The sequence below is a fragment of the Shinella zoogloeoides genome (assembly GCF_033705735.1).
Taxonomy (GTDB): Bacteria; Pseudomonadota; Alphaproteobacteria; order Rhizobiales; family Rhizobiaceae; genus Shinella; species Shinella zoogloeoides_A.
In genome coordinates this window covers 3,483,269-3,504,252 of the sequence record NZ_CP131130.1, presented here as the reverse complement: position 1 = coordinate 3,504,252, position 20,984 = coordinate 3,483,269, and the positions used below count along the sequence as shown (strand labels likewise).

Annotated in this window: 19 protein-coding genes; 13 read left to right on the top strand and 6 right to left on the bottom strand. The window is 63.8% G+C overall.

Annotated elements, in window-relative coordinates; genetic code table 11:
* Nucleotides 1–16: 16 nt before the first annotated feature.
* Entirely contained in the window at nt 17–823 is an 807-nt protein-coding gene (locus ShzoTeo12_RS17290) for an undecaprenyl-diphosphate phosphatase (RefSeq protein WP_119257369.1), read from the bottom strand.
* Nucleotides 824–1,013: 190 nt separating this feature from the next.
* On the opposite strand from ShzoTeo12_RS17290, the gene ShzoTeo12_RS17285 reads away from it, so the two are divergent.
* The 13 genes from ShzoTeo12_RS17285 (at nt 1,014) to guaA (ending at nt 14,415) form a co-directional block, all read left to right on the top strand.
* Complete coding sequence (locus ShzoTeo12_RS17285; protein ID WP_119257368.1) at nt 1,014–1,706, top strand: glutathione S-transferase family protein; 693 nt, start codon at nt 1,014–1,016, stop codon at nt 1,704–1,706.
* Nucleotides 1,707–1,716: 10 nt separating this feature from the next.
* Complete coding sequence (gene queG, locus ShzoTeo12_RS17280; protein ID WP_318910649.1) at nt 1,717–2,862, top strand: tRNA epoxyqueuosine(34) reductase QueG; 1,146 nt, start codon at nt 1,717–1,719, stop codon at nt 2,860–2,862.
* On the top strand, nt 2,859–3,731 hold the full coding sequence (locus tag ShzoTeo12_RS17275; protein ID WP_318910647.1) for an SDR family oxidoreductase: 873 nt from the start codon (nt 2,859–2,861) through the stop codon (nt 3,729–3,731). The genes queG and ShzoTeo12_RS17275 overlap by 4 nt, the downstream gene beginning before the upstream one ends.
* Nucleotides 3,732–4,096: 365 nt before the next feature.
* Nucleotides 4,097–4,456, top strand: a complete 360-nt coding sequence (locus tag ShzoTeo12_RS17270) for a septal ring lytic transglycosylase RlpA family protein (RefSeq protein WP_119257498.1) — start codon at nt 4,097–4,099, stop codon at nt 4,454–4,456.
* A 77-nt stretch (nt 4,457–4,533) separates the two neighbouring features.
* A complete protein-coding gene (locus ShzoTeo12_RS17265; RefSeq protein WP_318910646.1) occupies nt 4,534–5,823 on the top strand; it encodes an RsmB/NOP family class I SAM-dependent RNA methyltransferase in 1,290 nt (429 codons plus the stop codon).
* A gap of 197 nt (nt 5,824–6,020) precedes the next feature.
* Nucleotides 6,021–7,298, top strand: coding sequence for an imelysin family protein (locus ShzoTeo12_RS17260; RefSeq protein ID WP_318910645.1), 1,278 nt, complete (start codon nt 6,021–6,023; stop codon nt 7,296–7,298).
* A 45-nt stretch (nt 7,299–7,343) separates the two neighbouring features.
* On the top strand, nt 7,344–8,879 hold the full coding sequence (locus tag ShzoTeo12_RS17255; RefSeq protein ID WP_318910644.1) for a di-heme oxidoredictase family protein: 1,536 nt from the start codon (nt 7,344–7,346) through the stop codon (nt 8,877–8,879).
* A 6-nt stretch (nt 8,880–8,885) separates the two neighbouring features.
* Nucleotides 8,886–10,010, top strand: a complete 1,125-nt coding sequence (locus ShzoTeo12_RS17250; RefSeq protein WP_318910643.1) for an imelysin family protein — start codon at nt 8,886–8,888, stop codon at nt 10,008–10,010.
* 8 nt (nt 10,011–10,018) lie between these two features.
* Nucleotides 10,019–11,113 carry a DUF1513 domain-containing protein gene (locus ShzoTeo12_RS17245; RefSeq protein WP_318912470.1) on the top strand — a complete coding sequence of 365 codons (1,095 nt, stop codon included), beginning with the start codon at nt 10,019–10,021 and terminating at the stop codon, nt 11,111–11,113.
* A gap of 44 nt (nt 11,114–11,157) precedes the next feature.
* Entirely contained in the window at nt 11,158–11,613 is a 456-nt protein-coding gene (locus tag ShzoTeo12_RS17240) for a TspO/MBR family protein (protein ID WP_318910642.1), read from the top strand.
* A 94-nt stretch (nt 11,614–11,707) separates the two neighbouring features.
* The gene (locus tag ShzoTeo12_RS17235) at nt 11,708–12,157 is read left to right on the top strand and encodes a PaaI family thioesterase (protein WP_318910641.1); all 450 of its coding nucleotides are present in this window, start codon (nt 11,708–11,710) and stop codon (nt 12,155–12,157) included.
* Nucleotides 12,154–12,798, top strand: coding sequence for a 5'-methylthioadenosine/S-adenosylhomocysteine nucleosidase (locus ShzoTeo12_RS17230; protein WP_318910639.1), 645 nt, complete (start codon nt 12,154–12,156; stop codon nt 12,796–12,798). Before ShzoTeo12_RS17235 ends, ShzoTeo12_RS17230 begins: the two co-directional genes overlap by 4 nt.
* A gap of 54 nt (nt 12,799–12,852) precedes the next feature.
* The gene (gene guaA, locus ShzoTeo12_RS17225; protein ID WP_318910637.1) at nt 12,853–14,415 is read left to right on the top strand and encodes a glutamine-hydrolyzing GMP synthase; all 1,563 of its coding nucleotides are present in this window, start codon (nt 12,853–12,855) and stop codon (nt 14,413–14,415) included.
* Nucleotides 14,416–15,003: 588 nt separating this feature from the next.
* Here guaA and ShzoTeo12_RS17220 read toward each other — a convergent pair.
* The 5 genes from ShzoTeo12_RS17220 to ShzoTeo12_RS17200 all read right to left on the bottom strand — a co-directional run bounded on the left by ShzoTeo12_RS17220 (nt 15,004) and on the right by ShzoTeo12_RS17200 (nt 20,836).
* Nucleotides 15,004–15,843, bottom strand: coding sequence for a hypothetical protein (locus ShzoTeo12_RS17220; protein WP_318910636.1), 840 nt, complete (start codon nt 15,841–15,843; stop codon nt 15,004–15,006).
* Between the two features lie 77 nt (nt 15,844–15,920).
* Nucleotides 15,921–16,724 (bottom strand): hypothetical protein, encoded by an 804-nt coding sequence (locus tag ShzoTeo12_RS17215; RefSeq protein ID WP_318910635.1) that lies wholly within the window; start codon nt 16,722–16,724, stop codon nt 15,921–15,923.
* 28 nt (nt 16,725–16,752) lie between these two features.
* Nucleotides 16,753–17,409: a hypothetical protein gene (locus ShzoTeo12_RS17210; protein WP_318910634.1), complete on the bottom strand. Its 657-nt coding sequence runs from the start codon at nt 17,407–17,409 to the stop codon at nt 16,753–16,755.
* The gene (locus ShzoTeo12_RS17205; protein WP_318910633.1) at nt 17,406–20,501 is read right to left on the bottom strand and encodes a class I SAM-dependent DNA methyltransferase; all 3,096 of its coding nucleotides are present in this window, start codon (nt 20,499–20,501) and stop codon (nt 17,406–17,408) included. Before ShzoTeo12_RS17205 ends, ShzoTeo12_RS17210 begins: the two co-directional genes overlap by 4 nt.
* On the bottom strand, nt 20,498–20,836 hold the full coding sequence (locus ShzoTeo12_RS17200; RefSeq protein ID WP_318910632.1) for a hypothetical protein: 339 nt from the start codon (nt 20,834–20,836) through the stop codon (nt 20,498–20,500). The genes ShzoTeo12_RS17205 and ShzoTeo12_RS17200 overlap by 4 nt, the downstream gene beginning before the upstream one ends.
* Nucleotides 20,837–20,984: the final 148 nt, after the last annotated feature.

The following is a 20,984-nucleotide window of genomic DNA, read 5'->3' as shown; positions in this document are numbered from 1 at the left end:
GGCCGAAGCCGGCCTTTCAGCCCCAGATCAGAAGCGCCGCAAGGCCCAGCACGCCGACGACGATCCGCCAGATCGCGAACAGCGTGAAGCCGCGCCGCGAGACGAAGTCGAGCAGCGAGCGCACGACGAAGAGGCCCGCGACGAAGGCGGCGGCAAAGCCGACGCCGATGAGAAGCACGTCGTCGGACGAAAGCGCGTCCCGGTTCTTGTAGAGGTCGAGCGCGAAGGCGCCGACCATGGTCGGCATCGCCAGGAAGAACGAGAATTCCGCCGCCGAGCGCTTGTCGGTGCCCATCAGGAGGGCGCCGGCGATTGTCGCGCCCGAGCGCGAGGTGCCGGGGATCATCGCGAGGCACTGGCAAAGACCGATCTTGAAGGCGAGCGACGGCGGGTACTTCATCGCATCCGTATAGCGCGGCGTCAGCGGCATGCGGTCGATCGCATAGAGGATGACGCCGCCGACGATCAGCACGACGCAGATCAGCATCGGCGTCTCGAAAAGCACCGTCTTGATGAAATCATGCGCCAGCGCGCCGATCACCGCAGCCGGCAGGAAGGCGACGAGGATGCTGATGACGAAGCGCCGCGCCTCCGGGCTCGAGGGCAGCGCGAAGGCGATGCGCAGCAGCTTGGCGCTGTAGACCGACAGGATCGCGAGGATCGCGCCGAGCTGGATCAACACCGCGAAGGTGTTGCCGGGCGACTTGAAGCCGAGGAAATGCCCGGCGAGCAGGATATGGGCGGTGGAAGAGACGGGGATGAATTCGGTCAAGCCCTCGATTAGGCCGAGAACGAGGGCGCTGACGATGGACTGGTCTGCCATGGATGTTCCTTGGGATGGGAGGAAGGAAAGGCACGAAACGAAACCGGGCATACGGCAAAAAGCCCGATTCGCTTGTGTTTGTACCATCAAATTTCTATAGGTTCGTCAAATCAGCCGTGATCCGGATCTGCGCCGCACGCGCGCCAGGGCCCGGGGCAACCCCTTCCGCAAGACCAGTAAAGCAGCGTCCATGCCCACACTCTATCATCACCCGATGTCCTCCGCCTCCCGTTTCGTCCGGCTGATCCTGGCGGAATACGGCTTCCAGACGGAGCTTGCCGAGGAGCAGCCCTGGGAAAACCGGCGCGACTTCCTGGCGCTCAACCCGGCCGGCACGCTGCCCGTCTATGTCGACGACAGCATGCGGGCGCTCTGTGGCGCGAGCATCATTTCGGAATATCTCGACGAGACCCATGGCGTCCTCAAGCGCGACCGGCGGCTGCTTGCCGAGGACCCGTTCCAGCGCGCGGAAATCCGCCGCCTTACCGAATGGTTCCTGCAGAAGATGGAGCAGGACGTGACGCGGCCCCTGGTGCGCGAGCGCATCTTCAAGCTTCAGATGACCTCCGACCAGGGCGGTGGCCCGCCGGACAGCAAGATCCTGCGCAATTCGCGCGCCAATATCCGCCAGCACATGAAATATCTCTCCTGGCTTGCCGGTTCGCGCACCTATCTTGCCGGCGACCGGCTCAGCTATGCCGACCTTGCCGCCGCCGCCGCCGTCTCCGTTCTCGACTATATGGGCGAGATCAACTGGACGGACGCGCCGCAGGCCAAGGACTGGTACCAGCGGCTGAAATCCCGCCCCTCCTTCCGCCCGCTGCTCGCCGAGCGCGTGCGCGGCGTGACCCCGGTCTCGCATTACGCGGACCTCGACTTCTGAGGATGACGCCATGTCGGGCGACGACAGGCTCCGGCGCCGCCTGACCGACTTCCTCAAGGCGGAGGCGGCGGACAAAGGCTTCGACCTCTGTCGCATCACCGGCCCCGATTCTATTCCCCAGGCGCCGGCACGACTCGCCGACTTCCTTTCCGCCGGCTACCACGGCACGATGGACTGGATGGCGGAGACCGAGGCGCGCCGGGCCGATCCGCGCGTCCTGTGGAGCGACGTGCGCTCCGTCGTCCTCTTCGGCATGAATTACGGGCCGGAGCACGATCCGCGCGCCGTGCTCGCCATGCCGGACCGCGCGGCGATCTCCGTCTATGCGCAGAACCGCGACTATCACGACATCATCAAGGGCCGGCTGAAGGAAGTGGCGACGCGCTTTGCCGCGCGCGGCGGGGCGGACGTCAAGGTCTTCGTCGATACCGCACCGGTCATGGAAAAGCCGCTGGCCGCCGCCGCCGGTCTCGGCTGGCAGGGCAAGCACACCAACCTCGTCAGCCGCACGCACGGCTCCTGGCTCTTCCTCGGCAGCCTCTTCACCACCGCCGACCTCCTCCGCGACGAACCGGAGCGCGACCATTGCGGCTCCTGCCGGGCCTGCCTCGATTCCTGCCCGACCGATGCCTTCCCGGCGCCCTACAAGCTCGATGCGCGGCGCTGCATCTCCTATCTCACGATCGAGCACAAAGGCTTGATCGAGCCGGACATCCGCGAAAGGATCGGCAACCGCATCTATGGCTGCGACGATTGCCTTGCCGCCTGTCCCTGGAACAAGTTCGCCGCGGCCGCCTCCGAGATGAAGCTCGTCGCCCGCGAGGAGCTGAAGGCGCCCGCCATCGCCGATCTCCTCACCTTCGACGATCCCGGCTTCCGCGCCCATTTCTCCGGCTCGCCCGTCAAGCGCATCGGCCGCGACCGCTTCATCCGCAACGTGCTGATCGCCGCCGGCAATTCCGGCGACCGCGACCTTATCCAAACCTGCATCCGCCTTGCCGACGATGCCGCGCCCGTGGTGCGCGGCATGGCCGCATGGGCGCTTTCCCGCCTGATGACGGCTTCCGAATTCGCGGAATTTGCGGCAGGAAGGGCGGATGACGCGGACGAGGGCGTGCGCGCGGAATATGCAAGAGCGAAGGCGGAAAGACCATGAAGCACCTCCTGATCCTCGGCGCCGGCTTTTCCGGCAAGGCCATCGGCGAAACCTTCCTGGCCGCCGGCTTCACCGTCTCCGGCACGACGCGCTCGGCGGAGAAGGAGGAGGCGCTGCGCAGCCTCGGCATGACGCCCCTCCTCTTCGACGGCACGATTTCCTCCGACCTCGCCGCCGACATGGCCCACGCCACCCATGTCGTGCAGTCCATCGCGCCCGGCCGCGACGGCGATCCGCTGTTCCGCGCCGGCGTTCCCCCGCTTTCGCAATTGATGCCGAAGCTCGAATGGGCCGGCTATCTCTCCACCGTCGGCGTTTATGGCGACCACAAGGGCGGCTGGGTCGATGAGGGGACCGCGCTGAACCCCGTTTCCGCCCGCTCCGTCGAGCGGGTCGAGGCGGAGGAGCGCTGGCTCGCCCATGGCGCGGCCTCCGGCCTTCCTGTCGCCGTGCTGCGCCTTGCCGGCATCTACGGGCCGGGCCGCAACGCGCTGCGCAACATGGAGGAAGGCACCGCCCGCCGCCTGATCAAGCAGGACCAGGTGTTCAACCGCATCCGCGTCGAGGACATCGGCCGCTCCGCGCTCTTCCTTGCCGAGCGACATCTCGGCGGCGTCTGGAACATCACCGACGACGAGCCCGGCCCGCCGCAGGACGTGGTCGCGGAAGCCGCCCGGCTGATGGGCCTGCCGACCCCGCCGGACATTCCTTTCGAAACGGCGGAACTTTCTCCCATGGCCCGGTCTTTCTACGGAGAGAACAAGCGCGTCTCGAACGCGAAACTGAAGGCTGCGGGCTTCGAATTCCGTTTCCCGAACTACCGCCAGTCGCTCGCCGAGCTTCTCTCGTCCGGGCGCTGGCGGGGCTGACGGAGGACGGGCCCGCGCGGCCCGTTTTGCGATTTTCTACAACCTATAATTTATCTGCCCCATTTTCGCCTCCGAATTCCTGCGCAGAAATTGCTAATATTGAAAGTTTTTTCCGAAAATTTGCAGGATTGCCGCACAGACATTCCAACTTCGAAGTCGATCCAGTTTAGCGACTGATTCGCAAGCGCTTTTCCTGCCCCGTTAACCAAGGTTAAAAATCCATCGTGGGCGATGGACTGTATATCGGAGGGCCGCTTGCCGGCACTTGTGGCGGGTTGAGGCACGTTTTCGCCACTTTTGCTTCCTCATAGGGCGATCAACACAGTGGAAAACCGCAACTTTCCCGGAAGGTCGTCCGATACATGATGCTCAAGCTCTCCAGCCTCGCCCTTGCCTCCCTCCTCGCCGCCTCCTCGACATTCGTTACTTTCTCCGAAGCTGAAGCCGCCGGCTGCGGCCGCGCCTCGTGGTATGCGCTGCATTCGCGCACCGCTTCCGGCGAACGGATGAACCCGAACATGCTGACCGCCGCCCACCGGAGCCTGCGCTTCGGCACCAAGGTGAAGGTCACCAATTCGAACAACGGCAAGAGCGTCGTCGTCCGCATCAACGATCGCGGCCCGTTCATCCGCGGCCGGGTGCTCGACCTTTCCAAGGCAGCAGCCTCCAACATCGGCATGATCCGCTCGGGCCACGCCAAGATCTGTTACGAAGTCATCGGCTGACGCTCCGCGGAATCTGCGGCGCCCGGCTTGCCCTTCGCGCATTCCGCCGCTACCACGACGCAAAACGGAGTAGACGGATGCGATTGGGTGGGCGGCTCTCGGGAGCCATCGAGGTTCTGACGGATATCGAGACGCGGCGGCGCCCCGTCGCCGATGCGCTCAAGGACTGGGGCCTTTCCCATCGCTTCGCCGGCTCCGGCGACCGTGCCGCGATCGGCAATATCGTCTACGACGCGCTGCGCATGAAACTGTCGCACGCCTTCCTGATGGACGACGACAGCCCCACCGCCCTCGGCCATGCCGTACTCCTGCGCCAGTGGGGACTTGCCCCCGAGGCGCTTGCCGCCGAGTTCGAGGGCGACCGCTTCGCCCCGCAGCCGCTTTCGCAGGACGCGCTTGCCGCCTTCCACGCCCGCGACCTCGCCACGGCCCCGCTCCATGTGCAGGGCGACATTCCCGAATGGATCCAGCCGTCCTTCGAGACGAACTTCGACGGCGAGTGGCTGGCGGAAGCAAGAGCGCTCGCCGGCCGGCCGACGCTGGACCTCAGAGCCAACACGCTCAAGGCCGGTCGCGACAAGGTGCTGAAGGCGCTGGAGCGCAACGGCGCGCTGGCCTCCGCCATCGCAAGGCAGGGCATCCGCATTCCGGCCGGCGAAGGCCCGTCGCGCCTTCCCAACGTCACCGCGGACCTCGCCTTCCGGAAGGGCTGGTTCGAGGTGCAGGACGAGGGCTCGCAGATCGTCGCCGATCTCGTCGTGCCCGGGGAGGGCGAGCAGGTGCTCGACTTCTGCGCCGGTGGCGGTGGCAAGACGCTCGCCATGGCGGCCGCCATGCACAACAAGGGCCAGGTCCACGCCTACGACACCGACCGCAAGCGCCTCGCCCCGATCATCGAGCGGCTGAAGCGCGCCGGCACGCGCAATGTCCAGGTCCACGAGGACCTTGCCGGCCTCGCCCCCATGACCGCGCGCTTCGACCGCGTGCTGGTCGACGCGCCCTGCACGGGCACCGGTACCTGGCGCCGGCGGCCGGACACCAAGTGGCGCCTCACCGAGAAGAACCTCGAGGAACGCCTCGCCCAGCAGCAGGAAGCCCTCGCCAATGCCAGCGCCTTCGTGCGCCCCGGCGGCCGCCTCATCTACGTCACCTGTTCCATCCTGCCGCAGGAGAACGAGGAACAGGTCCGCGGCTTCTGCAAGGCCAATTCCGATTTCGAGATCCTGCCCGTCATGGAGACCTGGCAGGCGCTCTTCGGCGCGGACAGGCCGCAGCCCCGCTCGCGCGACGGCAGGACCGTGACGCTGACGCCCGCCTCCACCGACACGGACGGTTTCTTCTTCTGCGCCATGGGCCGCAAAGGCTGAATTCCTTGTGCTCCGTCAAAAAGCGGCGCAACAGGTTGAAACCATTCTAAACTATACACTTTGACACCAGTTTTTATTTGGTCCATGACAGCGAGGCCTGAATTACCCGAACCCGGCCGACCGCCGGGCCATCCGGGCGGCGTTCGCCGCTGCTCCGGTGTCGGGGGGACACGTCAAACAGGACACCAGGAGACGTCATGACCACTTCCTTCCTTCGCGCGGCCGCCTTTGCGCTTGCTGCCGCGGCGTCCAGCCTTGCCATCGGTTCCGCCCATGCGGCCGCCGATCCGGCTGCGATCGTCAAGCACTATACGGACATCGCCCACGCCAAGTATTCCGATGCGCTCGACGCCGCCAAGGCGCTCGACGCGGCAATCGACGCCCTCATCGCCAAGCCCGGCGACGACACGCTGAAGGCGGCGCGCGAGGCGTGGCTCAAGTCCCGCGTGCCCTACCAGCAGACGGAAGCCTACCGCTTCGGCAACCCGATCGTCGATGAATGGGAAGGCAAGGTGAACGCCTGGCCGCTCGACGAGGGCCTGATCGACTATGTCGACCCGAGCTACGGCACGGAAAGCGACGAGAACGCGCTCTTCGTCGCCAATGTCATAGCCAATCCGAAGCTGGAAATCGCCGGCAAGGCGATCGACGCCACGACGATCACGCCGGAAGTGCTGCAGGAACTGCATGAAGCGGGCGGCGTCGAAGCGAACGTGGCGACCGGCTACCACGCCATCGAATTCCTGCTGTGGGGCCAGGACCTCAACGGCACGGGTGCGGGCGCCGGCAACCGCCCGGCGACGGACTACGACACGGCCAATTGCACCAACGGCAATTGCGACCGCCGCGCCGCCTACCTGAAGGCCGCCTCCTCGCTGCTCGTCTCCGACCTTCAGGACATGGTCACGGCCTGGTCGCCGGACGGCGACGCCACCAAGAACGTGACGGCCGACCCGAAGGCCGGCATCACCGCCATGCTGACCGGCATGGGCTCGCTCTCCTACGGCGAACTCGCCGGCGAGCGCATGAAGCTCGGCCTCCTGCTGCACGATCCGGAAGAAGAGCACGATTGCTTCTCCGACAATACGCACAACTCGCACTACTACGACGTCGTCGGCATCCAGACCGTCTATACGGGTGAATATACCCGTCCGGACGGCTCCAAGCTGACCGGTCCGTCGCTGCACGAGCTCGTCGCCGAGAAGGACGCCGCGCTCGACAAGGAGATGACGGCCAAGCTCGACGCCAGCCACACCGCCTTCAAGGCGCTGGTGGACCGTGCGGAAGGCGGCGAAGCCTACGACCAGATGATCGGCGAAGGCAATGCGGAGGGCAACAAGGTCGTCCAGACCGCCATCGACAGCCTGATCGACCAGACGAAGACAATCGAGCGCGTCATCACGGCGCTCGACCTCGGCAAGATCGAGCTTGAAGGCTCCGACAGCCTGGACAATCCTGGCGCGGTCTTCAAATAAGATAGAAGGCGGGCCGCCGCGCATGAACGGCGGCCCGATCCAGCAATGACAGAACGCCCCGCCCGTCGCCTGCTCGCGGTTTCCGCCGCGTTCACCGTCGCGGCGGGCGTTTTCGTCATCGGCAGCGCGTATTCGGCCACCCGTGAGCGCGAAGACCTTTCCGCGAAGGACCTGAAGCGCGTCGCCGCCGTGACGGCATTGGCGACGGATTTCTCCAAGGCCGAGCAATACGAGGCCATGTCCGCCGGCGCCGCCACCTCGCTTGCGAGCGTCGACGTGAACAGCTTCTCGCATTTCTCGGAGAACATCACCTTCGAGGAGCGCGGGACCTTCAAGCTCGGCAACGCGCTCTTCCAGAAACTCTGGGTCTCCTCCCCCTCCTCCACGCAGGCCTCCGACGGGCTCGGCCCGCTCTACAACGCGCGCTCCTGCCAGTCCTGTCACATCAAGGACGGGCGCGGCCATCCGCCGGAGGGCGCGGCGGACGCGACCTCGATGTTCCTGCGCCTTGCCCGGCCCGCAGCGACGGCGGAGGAAGAGGCGGCGCTGAAGAGCTTCCATGCGATGAGCCTGCCCGACCCCATCTACGGCCGCCAGCTTCAGGACCAGGCCATTCCCGGCCTCAAGGCCGAGGGCCACATGGCCATCGACTACAGGGAAGAGCCGGTGACGCTTGCCGGCGGCGAGGTCGTGAGGCTGCGCCGCCCCACCTATTCCATCACCGACCTCGCCTATGGCGACCTCGATCCGGCGACGACGCTCTCGCCGCGCGTCACCCAGCCGATGCTCGGCCTCGGTCTCGTGCAGGCGATCCACGAGGCCGACATCCTGGCGCTGGCCGATCCCGACGACGCGGACGGCGACGGCATCAGCGGCAAGGCCGCCGTCGCCATCGACCCGGCCACCGGCAGAAAGACGCTCGGCCGGTTCGGCTGGAAGGCGCAAGCCGCCACCGTGCGCCAGCAGAGCGCCGAGGCCTTCGCCATGGACATCGGCATATCGACGCCGGAAGTGCCGCTCCACGACGGCGATTGCACCCCCGCCCAGACCGCCTGCCTCGAACGGCCCAACGGCGTGCAGAAGCGCCTTGGCGATGCCGAGGCGCCGCCGCCGGTCATGGACCTCGTCACCTTCTATGCCGAGAACCTCGCGGTGCCGGCGCGGCGCAAGGCGAGCTTCCCCGAAACGCTCGCCGGCAAGCGGGTCTTCTACGAGACCGGCTGCGTCTCCTGCCACCATCCGAAATTCGTGACCCGGCGCGATGCCGGCAACAAGGCCCATGCCTTCCAGCTCATCTGGCCCTATTCCGATTTCCTGCTGCACGACATGGGCGAAGGCCTTGCGGACGGGCAGCCGGTGGGCGTTGCGACCGGAAGGGAGTGGCGCACGCCGCCGCTCTGGGGTATCGGCCTTACAAAAACCGTCAACGGCCATACGTTCTTCCTGCACGACGGGCGCGCCCGCAACCTCACCGAGGCCATTCTCTGGCACGGCGGGGAGGCACAGGCGGCGCGCGACCGCTTCGCCGCGCTGGAAAAGCAGGACCGGGACGCCCTTCTGACCTTCCTGGAGAGCCTGTAGATGCCGATGCTGCGTTCATCCCTGCTGCGTTTCGCCGCCCTTGCCGGGGCAAGCCTGATGCTTTCCACCGCCCTTCCGGCCATGGCGCAGGAAGAGGCGACGGCCGCGCCGCCCGAGCTCACCGACGAGAGCGTCGTCGGCGTCATGACCCATGCCGTCGACGACGTCATCCGCCCCGGCTACCGGGCATTCGAGGCATCCGCCGGCGAGCTGGCCGAGGCGACGACCGCCTTCTGCAAGGCGCCTTCGGACGATTCGCGCAAGGCAGTGGACGACGCCTTCCGGCAGGCCGTCGCGGACTGGGGCCGCATCGAGATGGTGCGCATCGGCCCCGTTCTCGATGACAACCGCTTCGAGCGCATCCTCTTCTACCCCGACCGCAAGAGCACCGGCCTCAAGCAGGTGCAGGCGCTGCTCCAGAAGGCGGACGAGGCGGACACCAAGGCCGCGGCAATGGGCGAAAAGAGCGTCGCCATCCAGGGGTTCGGCGCGCTTGAATTCGCGCTCTACGGCACGGGTTCCGAAGACCTTACAAAGACGCCGGAAAGCTTCCGCTGCCGCTACGCCGCCGCCGTCGCCAGCCATATCGAGACGACGGCCGGGCAGCTCACGGCGGCCTGGGACGCGCCCGACGGCGTCCAGCAGCACTGGAAGCATCCGGGACCGCAGAACCCCGTCTTCCGCACCGGCCGGGAGGCGATGACCGCCCTGCTCGGCATTCTCGTGCACGGGACGGAAGCGGTGCGCGACCAGCGCATCGAGACCTTCTACCGCAAGGGCGGCACGCCGCGGCCGAAATCGGCGGTCTTCTGGCGCTCCGGCAACACCTGGACCTCGATCGACGCCAATCTCGAAGGCCTGCAGACGCTCTTCGACCGGTCCGGCATCGCCGAATTCGTCGATCCCGGCCGCACGTCGCTCAGCGGCAATGTCGATTTCGCGATGAAGGCACTACGCGGCGTCGCACAGACCGTCGACCCAGACATCGAGAAGGCCGTCTCCACGCCGGCGGACGAGAAGAAGATCGGCTTCCTCCTCACCAATACCCGCGACCTGATCCTGGCGCTCAACGGTGATTTCGGCGGCGCGATCGGCCTCGGCGCCGGCTTCTCCTTCGCGGACGGCGACTGATGGAAGCCATGGGCCTGCCCAGCGCCGCGCTCGACCGCCGTGCCTTCCTGCGCATGGCGGGCACGGCCTTCGCTGCGTCGCTCGGCGCCGGCCCGGCCTTCGCGCTCGCCCGCACCGACGCCGTCTTCGCCTCCGGTTATATGGGCAGCGACGGCCGCTTCGGCATCGCGGTGCTGGCCGAGGACGGGACGGTGATCGACCGCACGGCGCTTCCCGCCCGCAGCCACGGCATGGCCTTTTCGCCCGCGACGAACCATCTCGTCGCCTTCGCCCGCCGTCCCGGCACCTTCGCGCTCGTCATCGACCGGAGCGGCCAGGCGGAGCCGCGCACCATCGCCGCCGCGCAGGAGCGCCATTTCTTCGGCCATGGCTGCTTCTCGCCGGACGGCAGGCTGCTCTATGCCAGCGAGAACGACTTCGACGCCAATCGCGGCGTCATCGGCCTCTACGACGCCCGCGATGGCTACCGCCGCATCGGCGAATACTCGACCTACGGGATCGGCACGCACGACCTTTCCGTCAGCGACGACGGGAGGTTCCTGATCGCGGCGAACGGCGGCATCGAGACCCATCCGGATTTCGGCCGTACCAAGCTCAATCTCGACCATATGGAGCCCTCGCTCGCCTTGATCGACGCGGCGACGGGAGCACTTGTCGAGCGCCACGCGCTGCCGGAGAAGCTGCGCCAGCTCTCCACGCGCCATATCGACCTCGACGACAAAGGCCGCATCTGGTTCGCCTGCCAGTACGAGGGGCCGCGCAACGACCTGCCGCCGCTCGTGGGCCATTTCGGCAAGGGCGAGGACCTCGCCTTTATCGACCTTCCGGAAGAAACCACGATCGGCCTTGCCAACTATGTCGGCGCCATCGCCGTCAACCGGCGCGAGGGGCTCGTCGGCCTCACCTCGCCGAACGGCGGACGCTTCGTCGTGCTGGAGGCCAAGACCGGCCGCGTCGTCAGGGACGAGGCGGTCGCGGATGCCGCCGGCATCGCCGCCGCGCCGCACGGCTTTGCCGTCTCCTCCTATGACGGCCGTTTTGCCGGCCGGCGCGCGGATGTCGCCTGGGACCAGCACATTGCCGGCCTGATGCCACAGCGCTGACCGCCGCTCTGGACGAAGGCACGGCGCGCACTAGCTCTGAGGGCATGAGCAACAAACCCCTCGTCTATCTCGCCTTCATCATCCTCGTTCTCGGCGGCGGCCTCGTCATCGGCGCCAACACGGTTCCCGGCGGCTGGTATGCCTCGCTCGCCAAGCCCGCCTTCAACCCGCCCAACTGGCTGTTCGCGCCGGTCTGGAGCATCCTCTACCTGATCATCGGCGTGGTGGGCGCCCGCACCTGGCTTGCATTCCGCCGATCCATGGCCATGCGGTTCTGGTTCGCGCAGCTCATCCTCAACTTCGCCTGGACACCGGTATTCTTCGGCCTTGAGGATCCGGCATCGGCGATGATCGTCATCCTCGCCCTCGATATCGCCGTCGCCGGCTTCATCGCCGCATCCTGGCGGCAGGACCGCCCGTCGGCCCTCGCCTTCCTGCCCTATCTCGCCTGGGTCCTCTTCGCGACGGCGCTCAACGGCGCGATTCTTGTCCTCAACTGAGGGATATCGCCGCCCGGCGCTTGCAGTGCAGCATGCGCCGTGCAAACCTCGGCCACCTTCGGTTCAGGGCCGGCGTTCCGGCGATAGTGGGATCATGACAGGCTTTCCTCCGTCGGGTTTCGCCGACCGCGTCTCGAGAAGTTTCGAACGGCAGGCCGCCATGCGGCTGATCGGCGCCGAGCTCACCCGCATTTCCCACGGCACGGTAGAAATCGAGCTGCCCTTCGACGAGAAGCTGACGCAGCAGCACGGTTTCCTGCATGCCGGCATCATTTCCGCCGCGCTCGACACGGCCTGCGGCTATGCCGCCTATACCGTCATCGATGCGGATGCCTCGATCCTCACCATCGAGTTCAAGGTCAACCTCCTGTCGCCGGGGCGGGGCGAGCGCTTCCTGTTCCGCGGCGAAGTCACCAAGCCGGGCAGCAACATCATCGTCGCCGACGGGCGCGGCTATGCCCTGACAGACGGGCCGGCCAAGCTGATCGCGTCGATGACCGGCACGATGATGGTGGTGCGCGGGCGGGAGGACATCACCGAATGAGCTTCGTCCTCAAGACCGCCGGCCGCTACCGCATCCTCTATGTCATGGCCGTCGACGCCGAATACGGCCCGCATCTCAGGGCTCGCATGACGCCATTGATGACCGGCGTCGGCCCCGTCGAGGCCGCCGTGCAGCTGACGCTCGCCCTCTGCCACCTGGAGGCGGAGGGGAACCTGCCCGACCTCGTCGTCTCGCTCGGCTCAGCCGGCTCGGCGGGGCTGAAGCAGGCCGGCGTCTACCAGGCCACCTCCGTTTCCTATCGCGACATGGATGCCTCGCCCCTCGGCTTCACCCGCGGCGCGACGCCCTTCCTCGACCTGCCGGCGGAGGTGCCGCTGACCGTGCATGTGCCGGGCCTGCCGGAAGCCCGGCTCTCGACGGGCGCCAACGTGGTTTCCGGCCCCGCCTATGCCGCCATCGACGCGGACATGGTGGAAATGGAGACCTATGCGGAGCTGCGCGCCTGCCAGGCCTTCGGCGTCCGGCTTGTCGCGCTTCGCGGCATTTCCGACGGCAAGGCCGAGCTCACCCATATCGGCGACTGGACGGAATACCTGCATGTGATCGACGAAAGGCTCGCCGCCGCCGTCGACAGGCTGGAAACCACTGCCGCCGACGGAACGCTCGTGCTCAAAGGCTGAGAAACCGGCTTTTTCCCCGTTGCACGCCGCAAGGATATTCTTTAAAGGCTCGCCATGACCCAGACAGCCCATCCCGACAGCGTTCTCATCATCGATTTCGGCAGCCAGGTGACGCAGCTCATCGGGCGGCGCGTGCGCGAAGCAGGCGTCTATTGCGAGATCATCCCCTTCCAGTCGGCGGAGGAAGCCTTCCACCGCATGAAGCCGAAGGCGGTCATCTTCTCCGGCGGTCCCGCTTCCGTTCTCGACCAGGGCAGCCCGCGCGCACCGCAGATCGTCTTCGATTCCGGCCTGCCGATCCTCGGCATCTGCTACGGTCAGCAGACGCTCGCTACCCAGCTCGGCGGCACCGTCGAGGGTGGCCATGCCCGCGAATTCGGCCGCGCCGATGTGGAGATTCTCAAGGACAGCCCGCTCTTCGAAGGCTTCTGGGACGTCGGCAAGAAATATCCGGTCTGGATGAGCCACGGCGACCGCGTCACCGTCGCCCCTGAAGGCTTCGAGATCATCGGCGTTTCCGAAAACGCCCCCTTCGCCATCTGCGTCAACGAGGCGAAGCGCTACTACACGACGATGTTCCACCCGGAAGTGGTGCACACGCCCGATGGCGCCAAGCTGCTCTCCAACTTCGTGCACAAGATCGCCGGCATCAAGGGCGACTGGTCGATGTCCGCCTACCGCGCCCGCGCCGTGGAAGCGATCCGCGAGCAGGTCGGCGACAAGCGCGTCATCTGCGCCCTTTCGGGCGGCGTCGACTCATCCGTCGCGGCCCTCCTCATCCATGAGGCAGTCGGCGCGCAGCTCACCTGCATCCTCGTCGACCATGGCCTGATGCGCAAGAACGAGGCGGCCGACGTCGTCGCCATGTTCCGCGAGCACTACAACCTGCACCTCATCCATGTCGACGCCGTCGACCGCTTCGTCGGCGAGCTGGAAGGCGTTTCCGACCCGGAAACCAAGCGCAAGATCATCGGCCGCCTGTTCATCGAGGTCTTCGAGGAAGAGGCCGGCAAGCTCGGCGGCGCGGAATTCCTCGCCCAGGGCACGCTCTATCCTGATGTCATCGAAAGCGTCTCCTTCACCGGCGGCCCCTCGGTCACGATCAAGTCGCACCACAATGTCGGCGGCCTGCCCGAGCGCATGAACATGAAGCTCGTCGAGCCGCTGCGCGAGCTCTTCAAGGACGAAGTGCGCGTGCTCGGCCGCGAACTCGGCCTGCCCGATTCGTTCATCGGTCGCCATCCCTTCCCGGGTCCGGGCCTTGCCATCCGCTGCCCGGGCGGCATCACCCGCGACAAGCTGGAGATCCTGCGCGAAGCCGACGCCATCTATCTCGACGAGATCCGCAAGGCCGGCCTCTACGACAAGATCTGGCAGGCCTTCGCCGTGCTGCTGCCCGTCCAGACCGTCGGCGTCATGGGCGACGGCCGCACCTACGAATTCGTCTGTGCGCTCCGCGCCGTCACCTCCGTCGACGGCATGACCGCCGATTTCTACCACTACGACATGAACTTCCTCGGCCGCGCCGCCACCCGCATCATCAACGAAGTCCGCGGCATCAACCGCGTCGTCTACGACGTGACGTCGAAGCCGCCGGGCACGATCGAGTGGGAGTAGGGGAATCGGCGGCGATCGGCGGCTATAGCGTGGAATATCGTAGAAAAGGCGGGAAAATCAGGGGTTTCCGTTGATCATGGGGTTTCGATCATCAATTGATTGCCCGTTTCTGATAACGGTTTGATTTAATAGAATTCTTTTGTTTTCGTAGCTACTCCATAGAGAGTAGCGAAAAAATTTGACGGTAGATTTGACGGTGCGGGACGACCCGCTGTGCGAATGAAATTTATATACCGTCAGGCCAAGATATGATCTGACGGTATATTATATCTACCTAGGATTTTGATTTAAATGGATTATATCGGTTTCGGCGTTGGTCATTTTACCTGACGGTATAGGCGCCAAAATTACGCGGCCAAACATCCGCTAAGCTGCGATTTTTAAAAGCAAACTTGCGACCTCAGGCAGCATCTCACGTTGGCGGCTGGCTGGGGGCAGTTCTTGAAACGTGAACGCGGTTCACTCGTCGAGTGGCTAGCTTCCGAGCTTACCGAGATTATCACCATTCGCCAGGCGCCGTGCCGTCATGTCGAAACATCGCGGTTCTCCGCGATGGGTGCCGGAAGCCCTCTCCCGACCCTTAACCCGTCACGGCAGAGCCCGTCCGCACTCTCGCGGGTCCGCGGTATTCCCGAACAATGCCTCGCTCTGCTCCGCGACAAGCTTCTGAAACTCAGCGTAGCAGGCTGACAGGCGGACGCATTGGGTTTTAAGTTCCTGGACAACCGCGTCCAGTTTAAGCGGCGGCGAGCCCCCGATTCCATAAGAGGGCGCTTTTTCGCCCTTTGCCCAAATGCGCTTGATAGATTGGGATAGCCCAAGCTCGACCCGTGACGTGAACCTGTGGGTGTGCTTACTCCGGAAATCATCCGTGGCGGTCTTGTAGTCGCCCATGTCGACGGTGTTGAGCGCCCGGTTCAATTTCTTCCAGGAGCGCCAAGGTTTTGCGGCCTTGACCGCCACCTCTTCCTTGATGCCCCAGTCCTCCGGCAGAGCGGTAAGATCATCCGCCCATTCGTTTCCCTGGGAAACCCGGTTCGCTTGATGGGACAGATGCGCGACCGCAAAGAAGAACCGGGCCTTGAGCGTGTATGGGCTGAGCAGCGCCGTTGAAGCCAGATCCTGCACGAACTCATGCAGCAATTGGTTCGTCTGCTGGACATCAAGCGCTTCGATGACGCTGCCCCATGCTTCCAGACGCGTGGTGAGGCCGATCAGGTGATTGATCCCGTTTGCGAGGTCGCGTGCGGCATCATCCGCGAGATCGCGATAGGCCATTTGCTGAAGGCCGAACTCGCTATCCAGCCGGACTGTCTGGGGCGGTTTGAACCAGCCATAGGGCATGAAGGGCGTAAATGCCACGGCTTCCCTGCAAGCCTTGCGGTACTCGACATATTTCGAGGCGAGAAAATCGTCTTCCTGTTCCATCGTAATTTTACGCCTGCGTCCCCGCAGAAGGGGGCGGTCTAGACTTCGGCTCGGCCGCGGGGGAAGGCTTTCCCCCTTCACTCGACTCCGTGTTCATGCCTGTCCTCGATGGGAATAGGGATGAGGTCCAGCGGTCCCCAACCGCGCAAACGCAATTGCTTGAAGTCTTGGCTGGAGAGATCGACCGCGATTTCCGTGGTGAACGGACCGACATAAGTACTGGCGTCGAAATCTCTGAAATTGATGCCCGCGGCGTTCATTGCCTTGAACACCCTGCAAATGGCCGAGACAAAAATCGGTCCTAGATCGAGATAGGTTTGATCGTCAGGGTATCTGTGTCGACAGCGAAATTCGCGGATCGCCGGAAGTCCCAACTGAGAATCAATCAGCGTAGATCGGTCTGCGGCCTTCGTCGCGTTTACAAAGGTGTCGAGATAAGGGGATGCGCGCGACGGATCGAGGCGCGCGTCCAAGTCGTCCAACCTCACATGATGGGATATCCGGATCGGGGCGCCGTGACGCGTGGGGTGCCCTGCAAGCAAAAAGGAGGCGCCGAGCCAGCGTTCCACTCCACCTCTATCAAGGTGCAGGCGCCACCGCAGGCTCCGAAACAGCGGGTGATCACGATGATAGATGGCGTTTCTCACCGCGATCAAAAGGGCAGTGTCCCCATGCTCAAAATATGGGAAGAGGTGCTTCGACACATCATAAAGCGTATGGAAGCTCTCAAGCATCATCTCGAAAGAGCGATCGATGTTATTAATCGCCTCTTCGGGATCGATCTTGAACAGATCGCCAAAGCGCATGTGCGCTTCACCATAGATTCTCATCGTATTTGCGAGAGTGCTGATCGCATTCTCGACGATTATGCTGCTATCCAAGGGCCTATCCTCGCCAATGCCCGGTTCGTCAGGCGGCTGGTTCGATCACTGGTGATCTCGAAAACAGCGCGTGCCGAAGCTCGATTTCTGAGCCGGCTGGGCGGGTATGCCGCGTGCGAAAGCGTTCTATGGCTTCGACTGCAGCCAACGGCGCAGGTCCGTCAATGAGCGCGAGGGGGACATGTCCACCGATAGCGCCGGCAAGCCGCGCTTGGGCGAAGGTCACGTCCCCGTCGAGCACATAGCCAAGCATGCAACCAACGGGCAGATTTTCCGCATATTGCTCCGTGAGGAAACGCATCATGCCTTGCGTGACGTATGCGGTCGCCAAGGAGCTACGATTTCCAGCGTGGATCACATTAAGCCGCTTGCACTCGTAGGCCAGGTAGCGCTCCCGCTCCCAGTCGAACAGCACGGCGATATCGATGATGCCTTTGCTATATTTAGATCCGTCAGGAGCAAGGCCGAACGGCTCGAACTGGTATTCGACCCAATGGCACAACCTACGCACGACGGCGTCCTTTGCCAGGCGATCGACGAGATTGATGGTGATGTCATCTTCCCCAGGCTGTTCCGGGAGAACGGCCATGCAAGCAGGAAAAGCCGCGGCGATCCTCTCGAGGAAGCGATCATCAAAGGAAACGAAACTGTCGACCCACCCCTCCATATCGCCGATCAGCATCAATCAGCACTCCGCCGTTGCCGCACAGACGCGGCTTGCTGAAGATCGAGCGTTATTCCATCGGCATCTGCGAGCGCCGTGGAGCGCAGCCAGAAGCGCATCTGCATCGGCTTGATGAGATACAGGCAGTCGCCAACGAAAACCCTGAGATCCGGCATAAGCTGGAAATTGCCGTCGAGCGGCCTATGGATATGCGCCGCCAGTTGCCCGAGAACCTCGCTAAGTTCTCCCGTCGTATCCTCGGCGTAGTCTTCATGCCCGCCTAGATGCAGGCGAAGTATCGCTACATCGGCCCCGCGCGCGACGAGACGAGCATCGATCTTCTTGTCTCTGAACCAGTCCGCAAGGCTGGCCGCCAAGGTACGCGCATATTGCGCCCGCTGTGCTTCGTTAGGCGCTCCCCAAAGCTTGGGGAAGTGGCCTTCATGAGGTTGAAGCGCGGGCAGAACCGCTTCGACGGTATCGTCGATCAACGCAATCTCATCCGGCGACAGACAAAAATACTGGTATGCGAGGCGGTCGATCTGCCGAAGTATTTCGCTTTCGTCGACCTGCATCGAGAAGGGCTCATTGGAGCGTTCGCGTGCATCGTCCACAATCGCAATCAGCTTAAGAGCTGCCTGCGCCGCCGCGCCTTCGTCTGGGACATCGGCAGGTGATGGAAACGGCAATCGCAGGAGATCGGCTTGCTTGACCTCCGGGCGGTCTGACCCGAATGAAGCGGTGCCGTGAAAGGCGTACCAGACCGCGATGCGGCTATTGAGGATTGCAGTCAGAATCTTTGCACGGTCGCTCTGGCCGGCCGGCACCACGATCGCTTGTAAGATATCCTGAAAGGTGAGCGGTTCGTCGCAATAGGCGGCTCGGAGGCGATTTTGCGATGTCTCCACCCCGCGAGGGATAAGGATGCGCGTACCGTTGAAGCCCGCTTCGAATCCGCGGCGACGAACTGTCGACGAGGCGGCGGATTGCAACCCCCCCGCCGCCTGAGCCAAACGCGAATAGGCTGTAATCGGGAGGTCAGGGAGGCGCCCGACATAGTCGCTTACGAGAGGAGGCGCGTCGCTCTCGCTGTCCTCGTTGAATGGTTGATAGCCTTGCCCGATCACCCATCTATCGCCCGGCTCTTCGCGGCGTCGGCTCAGGCTGCCGTAATCGCTGACGAAGGCTCCTAGTTTGGGGAGCCGCCCAAGGTAGCCAAAGAGCTTGGCGTCAGGCTCACGCATCCAGAGCCGCTGTTTGAAGATCAGCGGATTATCCAGAACCGTGCCGACCCCGAGTATTGCCTTGTCGGCGCTGCTCAGGGTGATGACCCGCTTGATGCGGAGGTTGAGGTCAGCCTTCGGCGCCCAATAGTCGAACCGATATGGGAAACTGTCGGGCTTGGCGCTGCCGTATATGATCAAAGCGGTGGGGCGATGAGCCTTCTCAAAAAGCTGAAACCGAAGGTCTGCGAAGTTAATGACACGGCGGACGCGGGATTTCCGGAAGAATGCGTCACGTGCTTCAACGGTGTTTTGAGCATGGTTGTGCAAAAAACCCATCGCGGGCAACAAGAACGCGATCAGCCCGCCGTCAGCGAGATGCGAGAGAGCCTTCCAGGTGAATGCCCATGCGTCCTCGCCTCCCGGCATAGGATGGCCAGTCTTTTTACTCCACTGCACGGACGAGCGCGCGGGACCGCGGCGGCTAGTCCAAGGCGGATTGCCTATAATGACTTCGTACTGCGCACTCTCCGGCGGTACGTCGAAAAAGTCGCGGCAGACAAGGGTCTTGCCCCAAAGTTCTGGGAGGAGCTTTCCCCGGGTAATGAGCTTGCGGATGTCGCGCGGCGAAACCTCTTCGAGCAAAGCGACGTAGAGCGAAAACACAGCGACGCGAACAGCACCACCATTGAGGTCCCAGCCGTGAATCTGGCTCAGTAGCGATAGCAGCGTCTTCCATGAGATTGTCTGCGTCTTGCGCTTGGCACGCCAATGCTCGCAAAGCCGCTGGAACGAGCGGACAAGGAAAACGCCTGAGCCACAGGCCGGATCGAGAAAGCTCCCGGTTGTCCGAAACGCGTCCGGCAGCATTTCCCAAGCTTGGGAAACGACCGTGTCAGCGAGGAACATGGGGGTGTAGTAAGCACCATTCGCGCGGCGTTCGGCCTCACGTTCACCGAGAAAGCGATCATAGACCGCGCTGACCAACTCGATTGGGATGTAGCGGAAGTCATAGCCCCAAAAGCGCTGCTGGCCCGAATGTGCCATCTCCTCGCGCCCCGAGCGGAACCGAGCCAAGACCGCGAGATGCGCGGGCGAGACTTCTGGCACTTCGCCTTTGGGCTCGAAGGAGCAGGGTGCTACGAACAGGTCGCCGTTGAAGTCTGCATGAAGGGTTCGAAACAGAGCCCGGAAAAGATCAACGTCGCCCGTTTCCAATAGCGCTGAGAAGCTCTCGGCACTTTTCTCGGAAACCGCCGCGAAATAGGCCGGCGTTACGATCTCACGGTCTTCAAGATAGGCGATAAACATTGCCTGAATAAGCAATGCCTGCGCCGCGTCGGGGGCTAGTTCAGCAGCTTGCAAGAGGCCGTGGGATGCATTCAGATTATCTAGAAGAACCTGGTCGATACGCTCTTTGGGCGGGAAGTATTCGCCGTAGTCCTTCCAGAGACGCCCGGATTCCGCGCCGTATATGAGATTCTGGAACTTTAGCGCTTCGGCCGTCAGGCTCAGGCTTTCAATGAGGCAGCGGGTCTCGAAGGCGTTGCCAGGATCGCTAAGCGGAGTACGAGCGAGCGAGAATGCTCTGAGCGTATCTTCGGCAATGACCAAAAGCAGACTGGCCAGCCCTTGATTCCATAATGCGCCGTGAAGGTCGATTACCGCAGCACGGTCGTAGTGATCCGCCTCGAGGATAGCGACAGTTGGAACGCCTTGAACACAAAAGATAGCGGACACGCCCATCTCATCGAGGGCGGCCCGAATAGCGGGTGCATGTGGTACGTCGCTTACAGCGTCAGACGACTCGTAAAGCTCGGGCGCGCGCCGATGCGCGAGGCCCAGTCGGTCCTTCCACTCCGGCGCCAGCGCGGTTGCCAAGGTAGTCATGTTCGTGTCCCACGCCGTTCCGGCCGCACGGTAACAGAGGTCGGGGGGAACTGCAGATGGCCCTGAACTTGGTCGACTTCTGTTGCCGTGAGTACCGAGCGCAGTCGCGCAATGATCGGTGCGCAAGGAATGTAAAGGGTGGAAGTATCCGGAGAGTGCTGGCGGGCCAAGTTTACGTCGACCAAACGAAAACTCTCAGCGTCGATCAAGGTGACGCAATTTTCAAGCGAGAGCCAGGACCTCCCTCGGCACTCCTTGAACAACTCATCAAAACGGTTGCCGACCGTCCCTACGCGCACTCCGAAATCCCTGACGAGTTCAGCGACGATCGCCATGGCGACAACATCCCCCGGGGTGAAGCTGGGGGCATGCCCTTTGTGTAGGGCCAGTGCGGGAATGGCGTCCCGCCACGCGCGAAAGGCATCCACCGAAATGGATAGCAATTCACGAATCTGGCTCTGAGTATAACGCATTAGGCGACAT

What these genes read in the sequence shown, in the direction of transcription:
- ShzoTeo12_RS17290 (WP_119257369.1), bottom strand. Translation starts at nt 823, where the DNA reads ATGGCAGACCAGTCCATCGTCAGCGCCCTCGTTCTCGGCCTAATCGAG.
- ShzoTeo12_RS17285 (WP_119257368.1), top strand. Translation starts at nt 1,014, where the DNA reads ATGCCCACACTCTATCATCACCCGATGTCCTCCGCCTCCCGTTTCGTC.
- queG (WP_318910649.1), top strand. Translation starts at nt 1,717, where the DNA reads ATGTCGGGCGACGACAGGCTCCGGCGCCGCCTGACCGACTTCCTCAAG.
- ShzoTeo12_RS17275 (WP_318910647.1), top strand. Translation starts at nt 2,859, where the DNA reads ATGAAGCACCTCCTGATCCTCGGCGCCGGCTTTTCCGGCAAGGCCATC.
- ShzoTeo12_RS17270 (WP_119257498.1), top strand. Translation starts at nt 4,097, where the DNA reads ATGCTCAAGCTCTCCAGCCTCGCCCTTGCCTCCCTCCTCGCCGCCTCC.
- ShzoTeo12_RS17265 (WP_318910646.1), top strand. Translation starts at nt 4,534, where the DNA reads ATGCGATTGGGTGGGCGGCTCTCGGGAGCCATCGAGGTTCTGACGGAT.
- ShzoTeo12_RS17260 (WP_318910645.1), top strand. Translation starts at nt 6,021, where the DNA reads ATGACCACTTCCTTCCTTCGCGCGGCCGCCTTTGCGCTTGCTGCCGCG.
- ShzoTeo12_RS17255 (WP_318910644.1), top strand. Translation starts at nt 7,344, where the DNA reads ATGACAGAACGCCCCGCCCGTCGCCTGCTCGCGGTTTCCGCCGCGTTC.
- ShzoTeo12_RS17250 (WP_318910643.1), top strand. Translation starts at nt 8,886, where the DNA reads ATGCTGCGTTCATCCCTGCTGCGTTTCGCCGCCCTTGCCGGGGCAAGC.
- ShzoTeo12_RS17245 (WP_318912470.1), top strand. Translation starts at nt 10,019, where the DNA reads ATGGGCCTGCCCAGCGCCGCGCTCGACCGCCGTGCCTTCCTGCGCATG.
- ShzoTeo12_RS17240 (WP_318910642.1), top strand. Translation starts at nt 11,158, where the DNA reads ATGAGCAACAAACCCCTCGTCTATCTCGCCTTCATCATCCTCGTTCTC.
- ShzoTeo12_RS17235 (WP_318910641.1), top strand. Translation starts at nt 11,708, where the DNA reads ATGACAGGCTTTCCTCCGTCGGGTTTCGCCGACCGCGTCTCGAGAAGT.
- ShzoTeo12_RS17230 (WP_318910639.1), top strand. Translation starts at nt 12,154, where the DNA reads ATGAGCTTCGTCCTCAAGACCGCCGGCCGCTACCGCATCCTCTATGTC.
- guaA (WP_318910637.1), top strand. Translation starts at nt 12,853, where the DNA reads ATGACCCAGACAGCCCATCCCGACAGCGTTCTCATCATCGATTTCGGC.
- ShzoTeo12_RS17220 (WP_318910636.1), bottom strand. Translation starts at nt 15,843, where the DNA reads ATGGAACAGGAAGACGATTTTCTCGCCTCGAAATATGTCGAGTACCGC.
- ShzoTeo12_RS17205 (WP_318910633.1), bottom strand. Translation starts at nt 20,501, where the DNA reads ATGACTACCTTGGCAACCGCGCTGGCGCCGGAGTGGAAGGACCGACTG.
- ShzoTeo12_RS17200 (WP_318910632.1), bottom strand. Translation starts at nt 20,836, where the DNA reads ATGGCGATCGTCGCTGAACTCGTCAGGGATTTCGGAGTGCGCGTAGGG.